The following is a 16,866-nucleotide window of genomic DNA, read 5'->3' as shown; positions in this document are numbered from 1 at the left end:
CAATATATAGCGCGGGCCGTTGATCGCGATCAGGTGCCTGACTTGATCTTGGTCCACAGGCGCGTGACGACGCGCTGAACCTTTGGTTCGAACGGGGTGACGGTAAACAGGTTATTCAGCGTTTCTTCGCTTGGATAGACAGCGGGATCACCGATCACGTCCTCGACCAGAAACTCCTGAGACGCCTTGTTACCGTTGGCGTAGTAGACATAATTCGACGCGGCGGCGGCGTTCTGCGGGTCCATGATGAAGTTCAGGAACTTGTGCGCGCCGTCGGGATTAGGCGCATCCACAGGGATGACCATCTGATCGAACCACATCTGCGCGCCCTCTTTGGGGGCGTTATACACGATTTCGACGCCATTATCGGCCTCGGCCGCGCGGTCACGCGCCTGCAGGATATCGCCGGACCATCCGACGGCAACGCAGATGTCGCCGTTCGCCAGGGCGTTGATGAACTCGCTGGAGTGGAATTTGCGGATATAAGGCCGGATGGGCATAAAGACGTCCTCGACCTTGGCGATCACGTCGGGGTCGTGGCTGTCAGGATCTTCGCCCAGAAATTTCAGCGCCATCGGGATCATTTCGGCCGGGGCATCCAGAAAATGCACACCGCATTCGGCCAGCTTTTCCATATTCTCGGGCTTGAGCACCAGATCCAGCGAATCAATGGGCGCATCCTCGCCCAGCACTTCGCGAACCTTGCCGACGTTTACGCCGATGCCGGTGGTGCCCCACATGTAGTTGATCGAATATTCGTTGCCGGCATCATATTGCTCGGTCCGCTCTTCGATCAGGGGCCACATGTTTTCGATGTTGGGCAGCTTGGATTTGTCCAGTTTCTGGAACGCGCCCGCGCTGATCTGCCGCTGCATGAACGTGCCTGTGGGCACAACCACATCATACCCCGATCCGCTGGACAGCATTTTCGTCTCAAGCACTTCGTTGCTGTCGAACACGTCATAGATCAGATCGATACCGGTTTCCTCCTGGAATTTATCCAGCAACGATTCGTCGATATAGTCAGACCAGTTGTAGACGCGCACCTCCTCGGACATGGCGGCCGTTGCTGTCATCGCCAGGGCGGTTGTCGCAGTCAAAATGGTTTTTTTCATTTTCTTCTCCCGTTGGTCGATGGTTATACCACCGCTGGTGCGGATTTGATCAAGTTTTTTCGCGTATGGCAATATGGTAATGTTTTCACGGGACCGCTAAACTCGCAATCTTGGATATCGCCAACCTCAGGGAGCGTCGCGCGCCATGCCTCATATTGCCCGGAACGTCGGCACGATCGATGCGGTGATGCCTGCCCATGCGCAGGTGTATCTGCGCCTGCGCGATATGGTGCTGTATGGTGATCTGATGCCGGGGCAGCCGGTGACCATTCAGGGCCTGACCGAACGCCTGAGCGCCGGCATGACACCGGTTCGCGAGGCGATCCGCCGCCTGATCTCGCAGGGGGCGCTGGAGCTTCAGGGGAATCGCCGGGTCAGCGTGCCGCTGTTGACGGCGGCGGATATAGACGAAATTATCGTTGCCCGTGAGTGGCTTGACCCTTATTTGACGCAACAGGCGATGGGCAATGTGACCCCGGCAGACATTGCGGCGCTGACCCGGTTGGACCGGTCGCTGGACGGGGCGATTCGGCAGGGCGATCTGCGGGCCTATCTGCATCTGAACCACCAGTTCCACGTTTCGATCTACAAACTGGCGCAGTCGCCCATCCTGACCGACCTGGCCGAAGGGCTGTGGCTGCGGTTCGGACCGTCGATGCGGGTTCTGTGCGGGCGGCTGGGCACCCAGAACCTGCCCGACAATCACAAGCAGACGCTGACTGCCATGCAGGCGGGCGATGCCGCCGCCGCCGCCGCCGCGATTGCCGCAGATGTGCGGCAGGGAATGGACCAGCTGCGCGCGTCGCTGGCCGATCAGGTGGCTCGCGGCTGATTCGATTGACATTGGTCAATTTGATCATATTCTGCTGCGCAGGCGGGATGCCGTGCCGCTGCCACCCGGACATTCACCCGATGACATTCAGCTTAGGAAAGGCCCGTCCATGAATATGATCGCCAACCATCCGCCCACCTCCGAGCTTCAGGCGCTGGATGCTGCCCATCACATGCACCCCTTCACGCATAACAACGAGCTGGAGCAGAAGGGCGCGCGCATCATCACCCGCGCCAAGGGCGTCACGCTGACCGATAGCGACGGCAATGATTACCTCGACGCGATGGCGGGCCTTTGGTGCGTCAATGTCGGCTATGGCCGCGAGGAAATGGCCGAGGCCGCAGCGCGCCAGATGCGCGAGCTGCCCTATTACAACACCTTCTTTCAGACGACGCACGTCCCGGCCATCGCCCTGTCGGCCAAGCTGGCCGAGCTGGCGCCGGGCGATCTGAACCACGTCTTTTTCGCCGGGTCGGGGTCCGAGGCGAACGACACCAACATCCGCATGGTGCGCACCTATTGGGCGCAGAAGGGCAAGCCGGAAAAGACCGTCATCATCAGCCGCAAGAACGCCTACCACGGATCGTCCATGGGCAGCGGCAGCCTGGGCGGCATGTCCTATATGCACGAGCAGGGCGGCCTGCCGATCGCTGACATCTGCCATATCGACCAGCCGCATTGGTGGGCCGAGGGCGGCGATATGTCCCCCGAGGAATTCGGGCTGGAGCGCGCCCGTCAGCTGGAGAAAAAGATCGAGGAGCTGGGCGAACACCGCGTCGCCGCCTTCATCGCCGAGCCGATTCAGGGCGCCGGCGGCGTTGTCATCCCGCCCAGCACCTACTGGCCGGAAATTCAGCGTATCTGCGATGCGCATGACATTCTGCTGATCGCGGATGAGGTGATTTGTGGGTTTGGCCGCACCGGCACGTGGTTCGGCTGCAACAGGATGGGCATCCGCCCGCATATCATGACCGTCGCCAAGGGCCTGAGCAGTGGCTACGCGCCTATCGGCGGGTCCATCGTGTGCGACGAGGTGGCGAATGTTATCAACAATTGCGAATTCGCACATGGCTATACCTATTCGGGCCACCCGATGACCTGCGCCGTCGCGCTGGAGAACCTGCGGATCCTGGAGGAGGAAGGCATCGTCGACCGTGTCGCCGACCACTCCGCTGCGTATCTGGCAGAGAAGTGGGGCGGTCTGGCCGATCATCCGCTGGTGGGCGAGGCGACGACGATTGGCATGATGGGGTCCATCGTGCTGACGCCGGATGCCTCCAGCCGCGCGGTCTTTGCCGGGACCGAGGGCGACGCCGGGCTGATCACCCGCGAGCATTGCTTCAGGAACGGGCTGGTGATGCGCCATGTCGGGGACCGCATGATCATCTCGCCGCCGCTGGTCATCACCGACAGCGAGATGGACACGCTGGTCGAGCGCGCTTGGAAGGCGCTGGATCTGGCGCACAGACAGCTGGAGGACGAAGGCAAGATGAAAGCCGCCTGACGGATTTTGATACCGCGCCGGTGGCTGCCTGAAACGGGGCGCGTGCAATTTGGACGCTTCGGTTTCTGCGCAAAGTGGGCTACCACAGGCCAACTTTGGTATCACGAGGATCGCATGAACCACCGCAAGAAGAACGGCAGGAAGGATACCTTTGCCGTCATCGGGCTGGGCAATTTCGGCAGCACGGTCGCGACCGAGCTGATCCGGTTCGGCAATCATGTCATCGGAATGGACATAGATGACAGATCGGTCAACGCGCAGGCCGAAACGCTGAGTCAGGCCCTGATCGTGGACGCGCGCGACGAAGGGGCGCTGCGCGAGGCGGGCGTTGCCGATTGCCGTGTCGCGCTGATTGCCATCGGGGATGATCTGGAATCCAGCATCCTGGCCGCGATCAACGTCAAGACGCTGGGCGTGCCCATCGTCTGGGCCAAGGCAATGTCCAAGACCCACCACCGCATCCTGAGCAAGCTGAAGGTCGACCGCATCATCCACCCGGAGGTGGAGGTGGGCCACCACATCGCACAGGTGCTGCACAACCCGCTGGTGCGCGATTATGTCAGCCTCGGCAACGGATTCAACGTGGTTAATTTCCGCATCCCCGAATCGCTGGAAGGCAAGAAACTGTCCGAAATTCCTTATGGCAAGGAATACGGCCTGCGCTGCATCGGTGCGATGCGCGGCACCGAATGGCTGGGCTGCGACGGGGATGATTGCATGTTGCAAAAGGACGATCTGCTGCTGCTTCTGGGGCAACGCCCGAACTTGCGCAGCTTCGCGGCCAGCCTCTGATGGCACGGCCTCATGCGCGCGCCGTCTCAAAGGGTGGATTGCGGGTGGCGCCCCCGGCGATACTGGGGATGGTCTATCTGATCTTCATCGCTCTGGGGGCGCTGGTCCTGTGGTTGCCGATCTCCAACACGGTGGACCTCACACTGTTTGATGCGCTGTTCACGTCGACATCGGCGGTGACGGTGACGGGGCTGATCGTGGTCGATACCGGCAGCGCCTTTACCCCGTTCGGGCAACTCGTGATCGCGCTGTTGATCCAGTTGGGCGGTCTGGGACTGATGGCATTTGCTGTGATGCTGCTGACGGTTCTGGGGATTCCGGTGGGCCTGCCATACCGCACCGTTCTGCGCGAGGAGATCAATCAGAAGACCCTGCACAACCTGACCGATATCGCGCGCATCATCCTGATTGTTTCGGTCCTGTGCGAGCTGATCGGCGCCGGAATCCTCGGCTTTGTCTTCGTGCCGGAATTCGGCTGGGCCAAGGGGGCGGGCCACGCGCTGTTCCATTCGGTATCGGCGTTCAACAATGCGGGGTTTGCGCTGTACCCTGACAGCCTGATGGGCTGGGTGGGCAACCCTGTCATCAACATGGTGATTCCGGCACTGTTCATTCTGGGTGGTTTGGGGTTCATCGTGCTGGCCGATATTTTTCAGGTGCGCAAATGGCGCAAGCTGACACTGCACAGCAAGATCATGATCACCGGCACGCTGGGCCTGATCGGGTTTTCATGGGCGATGTTCGCGGCGCTGGAATGGACCAACCCCGGCACGCTGGGCGGTTTGCCCGATGCCGCCTCGCGGATCTGGGCCAGCTGGTTTCAGGCAGTGACGGTGCGCACGGCAGGGTTCAACACGCTGGACTTTGCCGAAGTTCACGACAGCACCGCGCTGATGACCATGTCCCTGATGCTGGTCGGGGGCGGCAGCACGTCGACCGCCGGCGGGATCAAGGTGACGACGCTGATCGTGCTGCTGATCGCCACTGCCGCGTTCTTTCGCCGTCAGACGCAACTGCACGCGTTTGGGCGCAGTCTGGGCGCGGAGGAGGTGCAGAAGGTGCTGGCGCTGACCATGGTCAGCATGCTGCTGGTGCTGACGGGCATTTTCGTCACGTCAATCTCGCATGATGGCGATTTTCTGGATCTGGCGTTCGAGGTCACATCGGCCTTTGGCACGGTCGGGGTGTCGCGCGGCGCCACTGCCGAATTGGATGGCGTGGGCCGTGCGGTGATCATGTGCATCATGTTTCTGGGCCGTGTCGGCCCCCTGACCCTCGGGTTTTTCCTGGCGACGCGCAGCGTGCCGCGCGTGCGCTATCCCAAGGGTCAGGTCTATCTGGGCTAGACCCTAGTCCTTGATGAACAGCTTGCGGGGTTGGGTGCACAACGGCTCGGCTGCGCCGTCCTCTTTGATCAGGATGGTTTCGGTGATCTCCATGCCCCACGTGTCCATCCAAAGACCCGGCATGAAGTGGAAGGTCATGCCCGGCTCCAGCACGGTGTCGTCGCTGGCGCGCAGGCTGATCGTACGCTCGCCCCAGTCGGGCGGATAGCTGAGCCCGACGGGATAGCCGCAGCGCGCCCCGCGTTTGATTCCGGCCTTTTCCAGCGCGCCGTTCAGGGCGTTCGCGATGTCGGCGGCGCGGGCACCGGGCTGGGCGGCCTCGATCCCTGCATTCAGGCCTTCGACGATGGCGCCCTCGGCGCGCTTCATCTCGTCGGATGGCTTGCCCAGCATCAGGGTGCGGCAGCAGGGCGCGTGATAGCGGCGGTAGACGCCTGATATCTCGAAGAATGTTGCCTCGCCCTTGGTGAAGGGCCGCCCGTTCCATGTCAGATGTGGCGCGCCGGCCTCGGAGCCAGACGGCAGCAACGGCAGGATCGCTGGGTAGTCGCCCCATGTACCGGGAACCCCGCGCACGGCGTCGCGGAAAATCTCGGCGACGATCTCGTTCTTCGGCACGCCCGGCTCCACCCGTTCCAGCAGGCCATCGATGATCTTGTCGGTGATGCTGGCCGCCTTGCGCATAAAGGCGATTTCCTCGCCCGATTTTACCGCGCGCTGCCAGTTTACCAGCGCGGTGGCATCAATCAGCGTCGCATCGGGCAGGTTGGCCTTCAGCACCTCATAGGCCTTGGCCGAGAAATAGTAATTGTCCATCTCGACGCCGATCCGGGCGGACCCCAGCCCCAGATCCTTCAGCCGCTGGGCCAGATCCTCCATCGGGTGGCGCTCGGTGGACTGGACGTATTTGTCCTCATAGCCCCAGACGCGCGCGTCTTCCATCCAGACGGTGCGTACGCCGCCATTTGCATCCATGGCACGGCCCCACCACGCGGGATCGGCGTCGGGGAACACCAGCACGCCCTGATGGACGTAGAATGACCAGCCATCATAGGCGGTCAGCCAGTTCTGGTTCGACGGATCGGTGCAGAACATCACGTCGATATTCGCGGCCTCCATCGCATGGCGTGTCTTGACCAGCCGTCGTTGATATTCGGCGGCGCTGAAGGGGATATCCTTTTCGATCATGCCGGGGCCTTTCTGTTGATCGTCTCGGGCGGCATCTCATGCCGAATTCACATTTTGCGCAAGGGGTGCGTTGACGGCAGAGGCCGGCACGCTCAAAGGTGGCCGACATGACCACCTGTCTGCGAGCCAACACATGATCCGCCTCGACGCCCGTGATCTGGATATCCTGCGCGCGCTGGCCGCCAATGGCCGGATGACCAATGCCGATTTGGCCGCAGCCGTCGGCTTGTCCGCCAGCCCCTGCTGGGAGCGGGTGCGCAAGCTACAGGATGCCGGCGTGATCGAAGGCATCCACGCGCGCATCGCGCTGAAAAAGATCGGCCCGCATGTGACGGTCTTTGTCACGGTCGAGCTGACCGACCACACCGCCGCCGCCTTTCGCCGCTTCGAGGCGGCGATGGGGCGCTATGATCAGGTGACGGGATGCTGGGCGCTGGGCGGCGGGTATGATTATCTGCTGCATATCGTGGCGCGCGATATCGAAAGCTATCAGGCGCTGCTGGACGACATGCTGGACGCCGGAATCGGGCTGGCGCGGTATTTCACTTATGTCGTGACCAAGACGGTCAAGGACAGCCCCGTGCCGCCCTTCGCCGCGCTGTTGGGCAAGTAGGCAGAAGATTCTTCTGCAAGGCCCCGTCATTTCGGTTACACACCCTGCATTATTTGCGGCATTTTCCGTGCCAAGACGTGCGCCGATTCCGCGCGCCCTCAATTCAAGGAGACACCCAAATGCTCAGAAACGATCAGCTGGCCGAATGGGACCGCGATAATTTCTTCCACCCCTCCACGCATCTGGCGCAGTTCGCGCGCGGCGAAGTGCAAAGCCGGATCATTTCCGGCGCCAAGGATTGCCATATCGAGGATCGCGAGGGGAACCGCCATCTGGATGCCTTTGCCGGTCTCTATTGCGTGAACGTCGGCTATGGCCGGACCGAAATTGCCGAGGCGATCGCCAAGCAGGCGCATGAACTGGCCTATTACCACGCCTATGTCGGCCACGGCACCGAGGTGGCGATCACGCTGGCCAAGATGGTGCTGGACCGGGCGCCCGATCACATGTCCAAGGTCTATTTTGGGCTGTCAGGCTCGGACGCCAACGAGACCAACATCAAGCTGGTCTGGTATTACAACAACATTCTCGGCCGCCCCGAGAAGAAGAAGATCATCAGCCGCTGGCGTGGCTATCACGGCTCGGGCCTGATGACAGGCTCGCTGACCGGGCTGGAACTGTTTCACAAGAAGTTCGATCTGCCGTTGGAACAGGTCATTCATACCGAGGCGCCGTATTATTACCGCCGTGATGATCTGGACATGACCGAAGAGCAGTTCGTCGCCCATTGCGTGCAAAAGCTGGAAGAGCTGATCGAGGCAGAGGGCGCCGATAAAATTGCCGGTTTCATCGGCGAGCCTGTGCTGGGCACCGGCGGTCTGGTGCCGCCGCCCGCAGGCTACTGGCCCGCGATTCAGAAGGTGCTGGACAAGCATGACATCCTGCTGATTGCCGATGAGGTCGTCACCGGCTTTGGCCGTCTGGGCAGCATGTTCGGGTCTGATCACTACGGCATGAAACCGGACCTGATCACCATCGCGAAGGGCCTGACCAGCGCCTATGCGCCCCTGTCGGGCAGCATCGTTTCGGACAGGATGTGGAAGGTGCTGGAGCAGGGCACCGACGAAAACGGCCCGATCGGCCATGGCTGGACCTATTCGGCGCACCCCATCGGGGCCGCGGCGGGCGTTGCCAACCTCAAGCTGCTGGACGATCTGGACCTGATCCAGAACAACCGCGAGGTCGGCAGCTATCTGAACACCGCGATGCGCGATGCGCTGGGCGATCACCCGAATGTCGGCGATATTCGCGGCGAGGGGATGATGTGCGCGGTCGAGTTCGTGAAGCATCGCGACGACCGTGTATTCTTTGATGCCGCCGACAAGATCGGCCCGCAGGTCACCGCAGCGCTGGGCGCGCGCGGTGTGATCGGGCGGGCGATGCCGCAGGGCGACATCCTGGGCTTTGCCCCGCCCTTCTGCCTGACCCGCGCCGAGGCCGACGAGGTGGTCAGCAAGACGGTCCAGGCGGTCAACGCCGTGCTGGGCTGAGGATTTGCCCGTAAGTGTGATGAGGGGCCTGCCGCCTGTGCAGACCCCTCATCAACTGGCGCGTAAGCCGGCCCTCTAATGGAGATTGCTCGGCATTGGCGGTACGTTCTCGACCCGGTCACATGGCTCAGCATGGAGCTGCCGTTTTCCCGATGCTTTGCTGGTGGCGCGATCGGCTTGGTTTACTTTGGGTAAGGCTGCAAACTCGACTGCCGGGTGCCGCAATATGCCGAAAAAGTGACGCATAATGGTTGCATTACGGTGTATAAGGCGGTTTAGTCTGCCTTCAACGCGGCTTGATCGCGAATAACAATAAACAACGGGGAGACTCATTTGGCCGAGTCGCACAGTCGCGATGCGTTCGTCGAATTCGAGCGTGTGCAAAAAAGCTATGATGGGGAAACGCTGGTCGTCAAGGATTTGAACCTGTCAGTTCCCAAGGGTGAATTCCTGACGATGTTGGGCCCCTCGGGGTCGGGCAAGACGACCTGCCTGATGATGCTGGCCGGGTTTGAGACGGCAACACATGGCGATATTCGCCTTGGCGGCACGTCCATCAACAACATTCCCCCACACAAGCGTGGCATCGGTATGGTTTTCCAGAACTATGCCCTGTTCCCGCACATGACCATTGCCGAAAACCTGTCCTTTCCGTTGGAAGTGCGCAAGATCGGCAAGGACGAGCGTGAAAAGAAGGTCAAACGCGCGCTCGACATGGTCGAGATGGGCAAATTTGGCGGTCGCCGTCCCGCGCAGCTATCGGGCGGCCAGCAACAGCGCGTCGCACTGGCCCGCGCGCTGGTGTTCGAACCCGAGCTGGTCCTGATGGACGAACCGCTGGGCGCGCTGGACAAACAGCTGCGCGAAAAAATGCAGTTCGAAATCACGCATCTGGCCCACCAGTTGGGCATCACCACGGTCTACGTCACCCACGACCAGACCGAGGCGCTGACGATGTCGGACCGCGTCGCGGTGTTCGACGATGGCCGGATTCAGCAGATTGCGGCGCCTGATGCCCTGTACGAGAAGCCCGAAAACAGCTTCGTCGCGCAGTTCATTGGCGAAAACAATACGCTTCAGGGCGTCGTGAAGGAGATCAAGGGCGATCTGGCCCTGGTCGAGTTGGACAATGGCGATCTGATCGATTGCAAGCCGGTCAACGTCAGCGAGGTCGGCCAGCGCACGCAAGTTTCAATCCGTCCCGAACGGGTGGAATTCGACAAGAAGCGCCTGCAGCCGGGCGTTCACACGCTCAAGGCCGAGGTGCTGGAATTCGTCTATATGGGCGACATCTTCCGCACACGCCTGCGCGTTGCCGGGAATGACGATTTTATCGTCAAGACCCGCAATGCGCCCGATCAAAAACGTCTGCAACCGGGCGAGCAGTTGGAAATCGGCTGGCTGCCGCAGGACTGTCGCGCGCTGGATGCATGACGATGGGAATATCGTGGCCCTCACCGGCCCGATGCAAAGCGGGACCAGCTGCCTGACCCGTGGCGGCCCCCCTAAAAACAAATGACGGGATACCAAGGGAGAAGATGATGAAATTTACTACAACATTGATGGCATCGACAGCGCTGACCGCTGCGGCCAGCATGGCGTCGGCGCAGGAAATGGCCGATTCTATGACAATCGTGTCCTGGGGCGGTGCCTATCAGGACAGCCAGAAAAAAGCCTATGCAGAGCCTTATAAAGAGGCCAATCCCGGGGTCAGCATTTCCTGGGACGAAAGCTCGAACGAGGCGGTCGCCAAGCTGCGCGCCCAGAACGAGGCCGACAACATCACATGGGATCTGGTTGACGTTGTCGGTGCCGATGCGATGCGCCTGTGCGACGAAGGTCTGGCGATGGAAATCGACCACGATGAGATGCTGGCCGACGGCGACGACGGCTCGACAGCGACCGAGGATTTCGGCGAAGTCATCGTGTCCGACTGCTTTATCCCGCAGATCGTCTATTCGATCACCTTCGGCTATCGCACCGACATGGTCCCCGAAGGCACCGAGCCGCCCAGCAAGCTGTGCGACGTGTTCGACCTTGAGACATATCCCGGCAAGCGTTCGCTGGAAAAGCGCCCGATCAACAACATGGAATGGGCGCTGATGTGTGACGGCGTGGCCAATGAGGATGTCTATGACGTTCTGGCCACCCCCGAAGGTCAGCAGCAGGCGCTGGACAAGCTGGCAACGATCAAGGACAGCGTTGTCTGGTGGTCCGCAGGCGCCGACACACCCCAGCTTCTGGCGGATGGCGAAGTCTTTATCGGATCCACTTATAACGGTCGCCTGTTCAGCGTGATCGAAGAGCAAAAGCAGCCCGTTGCGATGCTTTGGGATGGTCAGGTTTATGACTTTGACGGCTGGATCATTCCCACGGGCCTGTCCGAAGAGCGTCTGGCGCGTGTGATGGACTTTGTTAAGACCACCACCGACACCCAGCATCTGGCCGATCAGGCAAAGTACATCTCGTACGGTCCTGCACGCGCCTCCTCTGCACCGCTGGTCGGGCAGCATGCCGATCTGGGCATCGACATGGCGCCGCACATGCCAACCGACCCTTCCAACGCTGGCAACGTGCTTCAGCCGAACTTCGTGTTCTGGGCTGATTACCGCGACGACATCGACACCAAATTCCAGGCGTGGTTGGCACAATAAGACAGGTCTGAGGCGGGCGTAGTCGCCTGCCTTGGGCAAATAAAAGTGCGGCCCGCAATGTACGGGCCGCACGCACCAAACGGGGACGAAGCGCTTATGCCCAAAGGGTATCTGATCGGACATATCACGGTAAACGATCCCGATGCGTATGCAGAATACGTGGAGCGGGACACGCCGATTTTGGCCAAGCACGGGGGGCGGTTCATCGTGCGCGGTGGCCAGTCCCAGACCTGCGAGGGCGAGACGCTGAAGCGGCATGTTGTGATCGAGTTTCCCAGCTACGCGGCGGCGCAAGACGCCTATAACGACCCCGAATATCAAGCCGTTGCCGACATCCGCCGGCGCACGGCCGACAGCGTGATCATCCTGGTCGAAGGGACCTGAACACATGAGCGATACCGCCACAAACGCGCCGGTCCTGGCCGCCGACGGAACCCCGCTAAAGCGGAGCCTTTCCCGCGCCTTGCGCGTACAGAAAATGCGAGCGCTGGCGCTCATCGCGCCGCTGCTGATCTTTGTCCTGATTTCCTTTATCCTGCCCATCGGTGACATGCTGTTCCGATCGGTCGAAAACCAGATCGTCGAAAATACGCTGCCCTACACGGTGGAAGAGCTGGGAAAATGGGATGGCGCAAGCGATGAGTTGCCGCCTGAACCAGTGTTCCGCGACATGTATTTCGACCTCTTCCTTGCCGCTGAGATGAAGAGGCACACCCGACTTGGCTCGCGTTTGAATTACGAGGCCAGCGGCATGTCGTCCCTGTTCCGTCAGGCGGGCCGCAAGCTGGACGATCCGGGCAAGGACGCGCAGGACACGCTGGAAGAGATCGACCCGCGCTGGGGCGAGCGCGAGACCTATTACGAGATTTTCAACGCCGCCGAAGGTGTCGCGGTTGATGATGCCCTACTGTCGGCGCAGGAAAAGCGGATCCGCTGGCTGGCCGATGAGCCGCCGACCGGCGAGATGAATTTTGCGCCCTCGGCCGAAGCGTCGGCATTGCTGCCGCTTGCCGCAAGGGTCTATACTTCGTTCGGCGTGATCACCGGGCTGGTCGACAATAGGGTCGTCGAAAAAACAAAGCCGATGGAGTCCCTCTATCTGGCGCTTGTGCAGGACGTGACGCGTCCCGGTTTCGTGGATGATCTGGCAGCCTATAACGGCCCGCAAAAGGACGCTTTGGCGGCGCTCGCGACTGCCGGGCTGACTGCACCGAATTACACCCAGATCTTCGAAGACGTCGATCGAAACTGGGCCAAGGTTGAGACGTGGCGCATCATTCAAACGCATAGCGGGCCGTACACGTCAGGCTATTTCCTGAACGCCATCGACATGCAGAAAACGCCCGAGGGCGCTGCCGTTCAGCCCGAAAACAAGCGCGTCCTGATCCAGCTGTTCATTCGCACAATCATCATGTCGCTGACCATCATGGGCGCGTGCATCCTGCTGGGCTATCCGGTCGCATGGTTGCTGGCCAATCTGCCGATGCGCAAGGCAAACATCCTGATGATGCTGGTGCTGCTGCCGTTCTGGACATCGCTTCTGGTGCGCACGTCGGCGTGGAAGGTGATGCTGCAACAAAACGGCGTGGTTAATGATGTGCTGGTCTGGATCGGTCTGGTCGCCGACAATGACCGGCTGGTGCTGATCAACAACCAGATCGGCACGATCACGGCGATGACGCATATCCTGCTGCCCTTCATGATCCTGCCGATGTATTCGGTCATGCAGACGATCAACCCCAGCTATCTGCGCGCCGCGAAATCACTGGGAGCGACCAACTGGACCGCCTTCTGGCGGGTCTATTTCCCGCAGTCCATTCCGGGCATTGGCGCGGGGTCGATCCTGGTCTTTATCCTGTCGATCGGCTACTACATCACGCCCGAGATCGTCGGCGGCACCAAGGGTGTCTTTATCTCGAACCGGATCGCTTATCACATCTCGTCCAGCCTGAACTGGGGCCTTGCCGCGGCATTGGGCACTATCCTGCTGGTCGTCGTGCTGGCGCTCTACTGGTGCTATGACAAGATCGTCGGCATCGACAACGTGAAACTGGGGTAACGCGATATGAGCCTTCCAATCTACGCCACGTTCGGCCAACGCGTCTGGTATTATGCCTTCCGGGTGATTTGTGCGCTGATCTTCATCTTTCTGATCACGCCGATCCTTGTGGTCATTCCGCTGTCGTTCAACGCGGAGAACTTCTTTACCTTCACGCCCGAGATGCTCAGCTTTGATCCCGAAGGGTATTCGCTAAAGCATTACCGCGATTTCTTTAGCAACAACGAATGGCAGCGAAGCTTCAAGAACTCACTGATCATCGCGCCGATCGCCACGCTGATTTCGGTCACTCTGGGTACGCTGGCCGCCATCGGTCTGTCGCAATCCCATGTGCCGTTCCGTCGGGCAATCATGGCCATTCTGATTTCGCCGATGATCGTGCCGCTGATCATTTCCGCCACGGGCATGTTCTTCTTCTACTCGAAGATCGGCAACTTCATGGAAAACTCTGTCGGTCTGGACAAGAATCTGGTCGGCTATATCAAGGTTGTGCTGGCCCACGCGGTGCTGGGTATCCCGTTCGTCATCATCACGGTCACTGCGACGCTGGTCGGCTTTGACCGTTCGCTGACACGCGCAGCGGCGAATATGGGCGCGAACCCGGTGACGACGTTTTTCAGGGTGCAGATGCCGCTGATCCTGCCGGGCGTGATTTCGGGTGGCTTGTTTGCTTTCATCACATCGTTTGACGAGGTGGTCGTCGTGCTGTTCGTCGGATCGGCCAGCCAGAAAACATTGCCATGGCAGATGTTCACCGGCCTGCGCGAGCAGATTTCGCCAACCATCCTTGCCGTCGCGACAATCCTCGTCGGGATTTCGGTACTGCTGCTGACCACGCTCGAACTGCTCCGCCGCCGGTCCGAGCGGTTGCGCGGCATGTCACCGGGTTAACGCGGTAGACCATTCATGAAAAAAGGGGCGCTTCAATCGAAGCGCCCCTTTGGTGGTGTTTGACCGGCGGCGCAGCTTAGCTGCGCACTAGCTCCTCATAGGCGGCGCCGATGTCGCGCGTCAGCGCGCCCACCTCAAACGTATAGTCGCCGATCATGCCAACCGGCGTCACCTCGGCGGCGGTACCGGTCAGGAAACACTGCTCGAACCCTTCCATCTCATCCGGCATGATATGACGCTCGTGCACGACGACATCACGCTCTTTCAGCATTGCGATGACGGTCTGCCGCGTCAGCCCGTTGAGGAAACAGTCGGCCAGTGGCGTATGCACCTCGCCGCCCCTCACAAAGAAGATGTTGGCGCCCGTCGCTTCGGCGACATAGCCGCGATAATCCATGAACAACGCGTCCGAGCATCCCTTGGCCTCGGCCGCGTGTTTGGACGTGGTGCAGATCATGTAGAGGCCGGCCGCCTTGGCATGAACCGGGATCGTCTCGGGGCTGGGGCGTTTCCATTTCGAGATGTCCAGCTTGGCGCCCTTGGCCTTGGCGTCGCCGTAATAGGCGCCCCATTCCCACGCCGCGATGGCCAGATGCACGGGATTGCGCGAACTGGCGACGCCCATGTCAGGGCCGGCTCCGCGCCATGCGATGCAGCGCAGATAGGCGTCAGTCAGTCCGGCGATTTTCAGGACCTCGGCCTTGGCCGCCTCGATTTCGTCCACGGTATAGGGGATCACGAAATCCAGCTCGCCCGCCGAATAATGCAGCCGTTCCGAGTGCTGGCGGCTCTTGAAGATCTTGCCGCTGTAGGCGCGCTCGCCCTCGAATACCGAGCTGGCGTAGTGCATTGCGTGTGACAGGATGTGGACGTTGGCATCACGCCAATCGACCATCTTGCCGTCCATCCATATCTTGCCGTCGCGGTCGTCATAGCTAGCCATTGCCAGTCTCCAAGTAGAAATTCGCATTTGTTGCGTAAAATACGACCGAAACGGACGTTAATTTCACCAAAAACTGCGATTCGCTACCAGTTGAAACTTGGAAAGTCAATAAAGCTGACGTAAGTTGTGGTCAAATGCTGTAGGGGTGGCGACACATGGCAGAGGTGCAAGGCGGCGGGACGCTGCTGTTTCTGACGGACGAGCAATTGCAGCAGGGGATCGAGGCGATGTTTTTCGCCCATCAGAGCTTTACCACCGATCCCGACCGTATACTGGCAACAATGGCCTACGGGCGCGCGCATCACCGCGCGGTTCACTTCATAGCGCGCAAGCCGGGAACGACCGTGAGCAACCTTCTGAACATTCTGGACGTGACCAAGCAGTCGCTGAACCGCGTCTTGCGCACGCTGGTAGAAGACGGTCTGGTCGAAAGTCGCGTTGGCGCGTCTGACAAGCGCGAGCGCAATCTTCACCTGACCGAGGCGGGCCAGTCAGTGGAACGCCAATTGAGCGACGCGCAGCGGGTGCGTCTGCGGGCGGCCTACCGCGCCGCCGGCCCGGATGCCGTATCGGGGTTTCGTCAGGTGCTGGAGGCGATGATGGACCCGGAGGTGCGCCGCCGCTACCAAACGCTGCGAGGAACCCATTGATGAGCGATCCAGCCCCCCATCTTCTGATCGTCGACGACGATGAACGCATTCGCGGCCTTTTGCGCAAATTTCTTGCCCGGCACGGGTTCCTTGTGTCGGTGGCACGGGATGCGGCCCACGCGAGGCGGGTTTTGGCGGGGTTGGAATTCGATCTGATCGTACTGGACGTGATGATGCCCGGCGAGGATGGCGTCGCGTTGACGCGCGCGCTGCGCACCACGCTGAACACCCCGATCCTTCTGTTGACCGCACGGGGCGAGACCAGCGACCGCATCACCGGTCTGGAGGCGGGGGCGGACGATTATCTTGTCAAACCGTTTGAACCAAAGGAGCTGCTGCTGCGGATCAATGCCATCCTGCGCCGCATGCCCGAAGCCGAGCCAGAGGGCGCCGCTCCCAAGATCCTTAACCTCGGACCGGTCCGGTACGATATGGAGCGGTCTGAACTGACACAACATGGCGCGCCCATTCGCCTTACGGCAACCGAAGTGCAGCTGATGCGCCTCTTTTCGCAAAACCTGCGCCAGCCCGTCAGCCGCGCCAGGCTGGTCGAGGATCTGGGTCGCGACCGGGGTCAGGCGCAGGAGCGCGCCATCGACGTCCAGATCACCCGCTTGCGCCGCAAGATCGAGGCCGACCCCAAACAGCCGCGCTATCTTCAGACGGTGCGCGGCGAAGGATACATGTTGGCGCCTGACTGATCCGGCGCGCCATGGGTATTTTCATCAAGAAAAAGCCACGGTATATCTCATGCTCTGACCCGGCCCGTTCTTCTTGCTCCAAATATCC

The 16,866-nt window shown here is 60.6% G+C and carries 15 protein-coding genes and 1 pseudogene; 13 read left to right on the top strand and 3 right to left on the bottom strand.

The window, feature by feature from the left end; translation table 11 throughout:
• Positions 1–29 precede the first annotated feature (29 nt).
• Positions 30–1,115 (bottom strand): polyamine ABC transporter substrate-binding protein, encoded by a 1,086-nt coding sequence (locus tag FGD77_RS07010; RefSeq protein ID WP_255007827.1) that lies wholly within the window; start codon positions 1,113–1,115, stop codon positions 30–32.
• A 145-nt stretch (positions 1,116–1,260) separates the two neighbouring features.
• Between FGD77_RS07010 and FGD77_RS07005 the strand changes: the two genes are divergently transcribed.
• The 4 genes from FGD77_RS07005 (at position 1,261) to FGD77_RS06990 (ending at position 5,589) form a co-directional block, all read left to right on the top strand.
• Positions 1,261–1,947, top strand: a complete 687-nt coding sequence (locus FGD77_RS07005; RefSeq protein ID WP_255007824.1) for a GntR family transcriptional regulator — start codon at positions 1,261–1,263, stop codon at positions 1,945–1,947.
• A 109-nt stretch (positions 1,948–2,056) separates the two neighbouring features.
• Positions 2,057–3,451: an aspartate aminotransferase family protein gene (locus FGD77_RS07000; RefSeq protein WP_255007821.1), complete on the top strand. Its 1,395-nt coding sequence runs from the start codon at positions 2,057–2,059 to the stop codon at positions 3,449–3,451.
• A 114-nt stretch (positions 3,452–3,565) separates the two neighbouring features.
• Complete coding sequence (locus FGD77_RS06995; protein ID WP_255007819.1) at positions 3,566–4,243, top strand: TrkA family potassium uptake protein; 678 nt, start codon at positions 3,566–3,568, stop codon at positions 4,241–4,243.
• Positions 4,243–5,589 carry a TrkH family potassium uptake protein gene (locus tag FGD77_RS06990; RefSeq protein WP_255007817.1) on the top strand — a complete coding sequence of 449 codons (1,347 nt, stop codon included), beginning with the start codon at positions 4,243–4,245 and terminating at the stop codon, positions 5,587–5,589. Before FGD77_RS06995 ends, FGD77_RS06990 begins: the two co-directional genes overlap by 1 nt.
• A gap of 3 nt (positions 5,590–5,592) precedes the next feature.
• Here the strand turns inward: FGD77_RS06990 and FGD77_RS06985 are convergent, their stop codons facing one another.
• Positions 5,593–6,777: a M24 family metallopeptidase gene (locus FGD77_RS06985; RefSeq protein WP_255007807.1), complete on the bottom strand. Its 1,185-nt coding sequence runs from the start codon at positions 6,775–6,777 to the stop codon at positions 5,593–5,595.
• A 136-nt stretch (positions 6,778–6,913) separates the two neighbouring features.
• Here FGD77_RS06985 and FGD77_RS06980 point away from each other — a divergent pair, with 136 nt between their 5' ends.
• From FGD77_RS06980 to FGD77_RS06950, 7 genes and pseudogenes are all read left to right on the top strand, one after another.
• Positions 6,914–7,390, top strand: a complete 477-nt coding sequence (locus tag FGD77_RS06980) for an Lrp/AsnC family transcriptional regulator (protein ID WP_255014124.1) — start codon at positions 6,914–6,916, stop codon at positions 7,388–7,390.
• Between the two features lie 119 nt (positions 7,391–7,509).
• A complete protein-coding gene (locus FGD77_RS06975; protein WP_255007796.1) occupies positions 7,510–8,880 on the top strand; it encodes an aspartate aminotransferase family protein in 1,371 nt (456 codons plus the stop codon).
• A gap of 333 nt (positions 8,881–9,213) precedes the next feature.
• Positions 9,214–10,314, top strand: a complete 1,101-nt coding sequence (locus FGD77_RS06970; protein WP_255007793.1) for an ABC transporter ATP-binding protein — start codon at positions 9,214–9,216, stop codon at positions 10,312–10,314.
• 107 nt (positions 10,315–10,421) lie between these two features.
• A complete protein-coding gene (locus FGD77_RS06965) occupies positions 10,422–11,534 on the top strand; it encodes an extracellular solute-binding protein (RefSeq protein WP_255007790.1) in 1,113 nt (370 codons plus the stop codon).
• A gap of 96 nt (positions 11,535–11,630) precedes the next feature.
• The gene (locus FGD77_RS06960; protein ID WP_255007787.1) at positions 11,631–11,918 is read left to right on the top strand and encodes a DUF1330 domain-containing protein; all 288 of its coding nucleotides are present in this window, start codon (positions 11,631–11,633) and stop codon (positions 11,916–11,918) included.
• A gap of 4 nt (positions 11,919–11,922) precedes the next feature.
• Positions 11,923–13,593 (top strand): ABC transporter permease, encoded by a 1,671-nt coding sequence (locus FGD77_RS06955; protein ID WP_255007785.1) that lies wholly within the window; start codon positions 11,923–11,925, stop codon positions 13,591–13,593.
• Between the two features lie 12 nt (positions 13,594–13,605).
• Positions 13,606–14,484: pseudogene (locus FGD77_RS06950) on the top strand (ABC transporter permease); the annotation flags it as partial.
• 76 nt (positions 14,485–14,560) lie between these two features.
• Here the strand turns inward: FGD77_RS06950 and FGD77_RS06945 are convergent.
• Positions 14,561–15,427 carry a branched-chain amino acid aminotransferase gene (locus FGD77_RS06945; RefSeq protein ID WP_255007781.1) on the bottom strand — a complete coding sequence of 289 codons (867 nt, stop codon included), beginning with the start codon at positions 15,425–15,427 and terminating at the stop codon, positions 14,561–14,563.
• 155 nt (positions 15,428–15,582) lie between these two features.
• Here FGD77_RS06945 and FGD77_RS06940 point away from each other — a divergent pair, with 155 nt between their 5' ends.
• On the top strand, positions 15,583–16,077 hold the full coding sequence (locus tag FGD77_RS06940; protein WP_255007780.1) for a MarR family winged helix-turn-helix transcriptional regulator: 495 nt from the start codon (positions 15,583–15,585) through the stop codon (positions 16,075–16,077).
• Positions 16,077–16,778, top strand: a complete 702-nt coding sequence (locus FGD77_RS06935; protein ID WP_255007779.1) for a response regulator — start codon at positions 16,077–16,079, stop codon at positions 16,776–16,778. Before FGD77_RS06940 ends, FGD77_RS06935 begins: the two co-directional genes overlap by 1 nt.
• Positions 16,779–16,866: the final 88 nt, after the last annotated feature.

Source organism: Roseovarius sp. M141 (assembly GCF_024355225.1).
Classification (GTDB): Bacteria; Pseudomonadota; Alphaproteobacteria; order Rhodobacterales; family Rhodobacteraceae; genus Roseovarius.
This window is presented reverse-complemented; position numbering and strand designations above follow the sequence as displayed.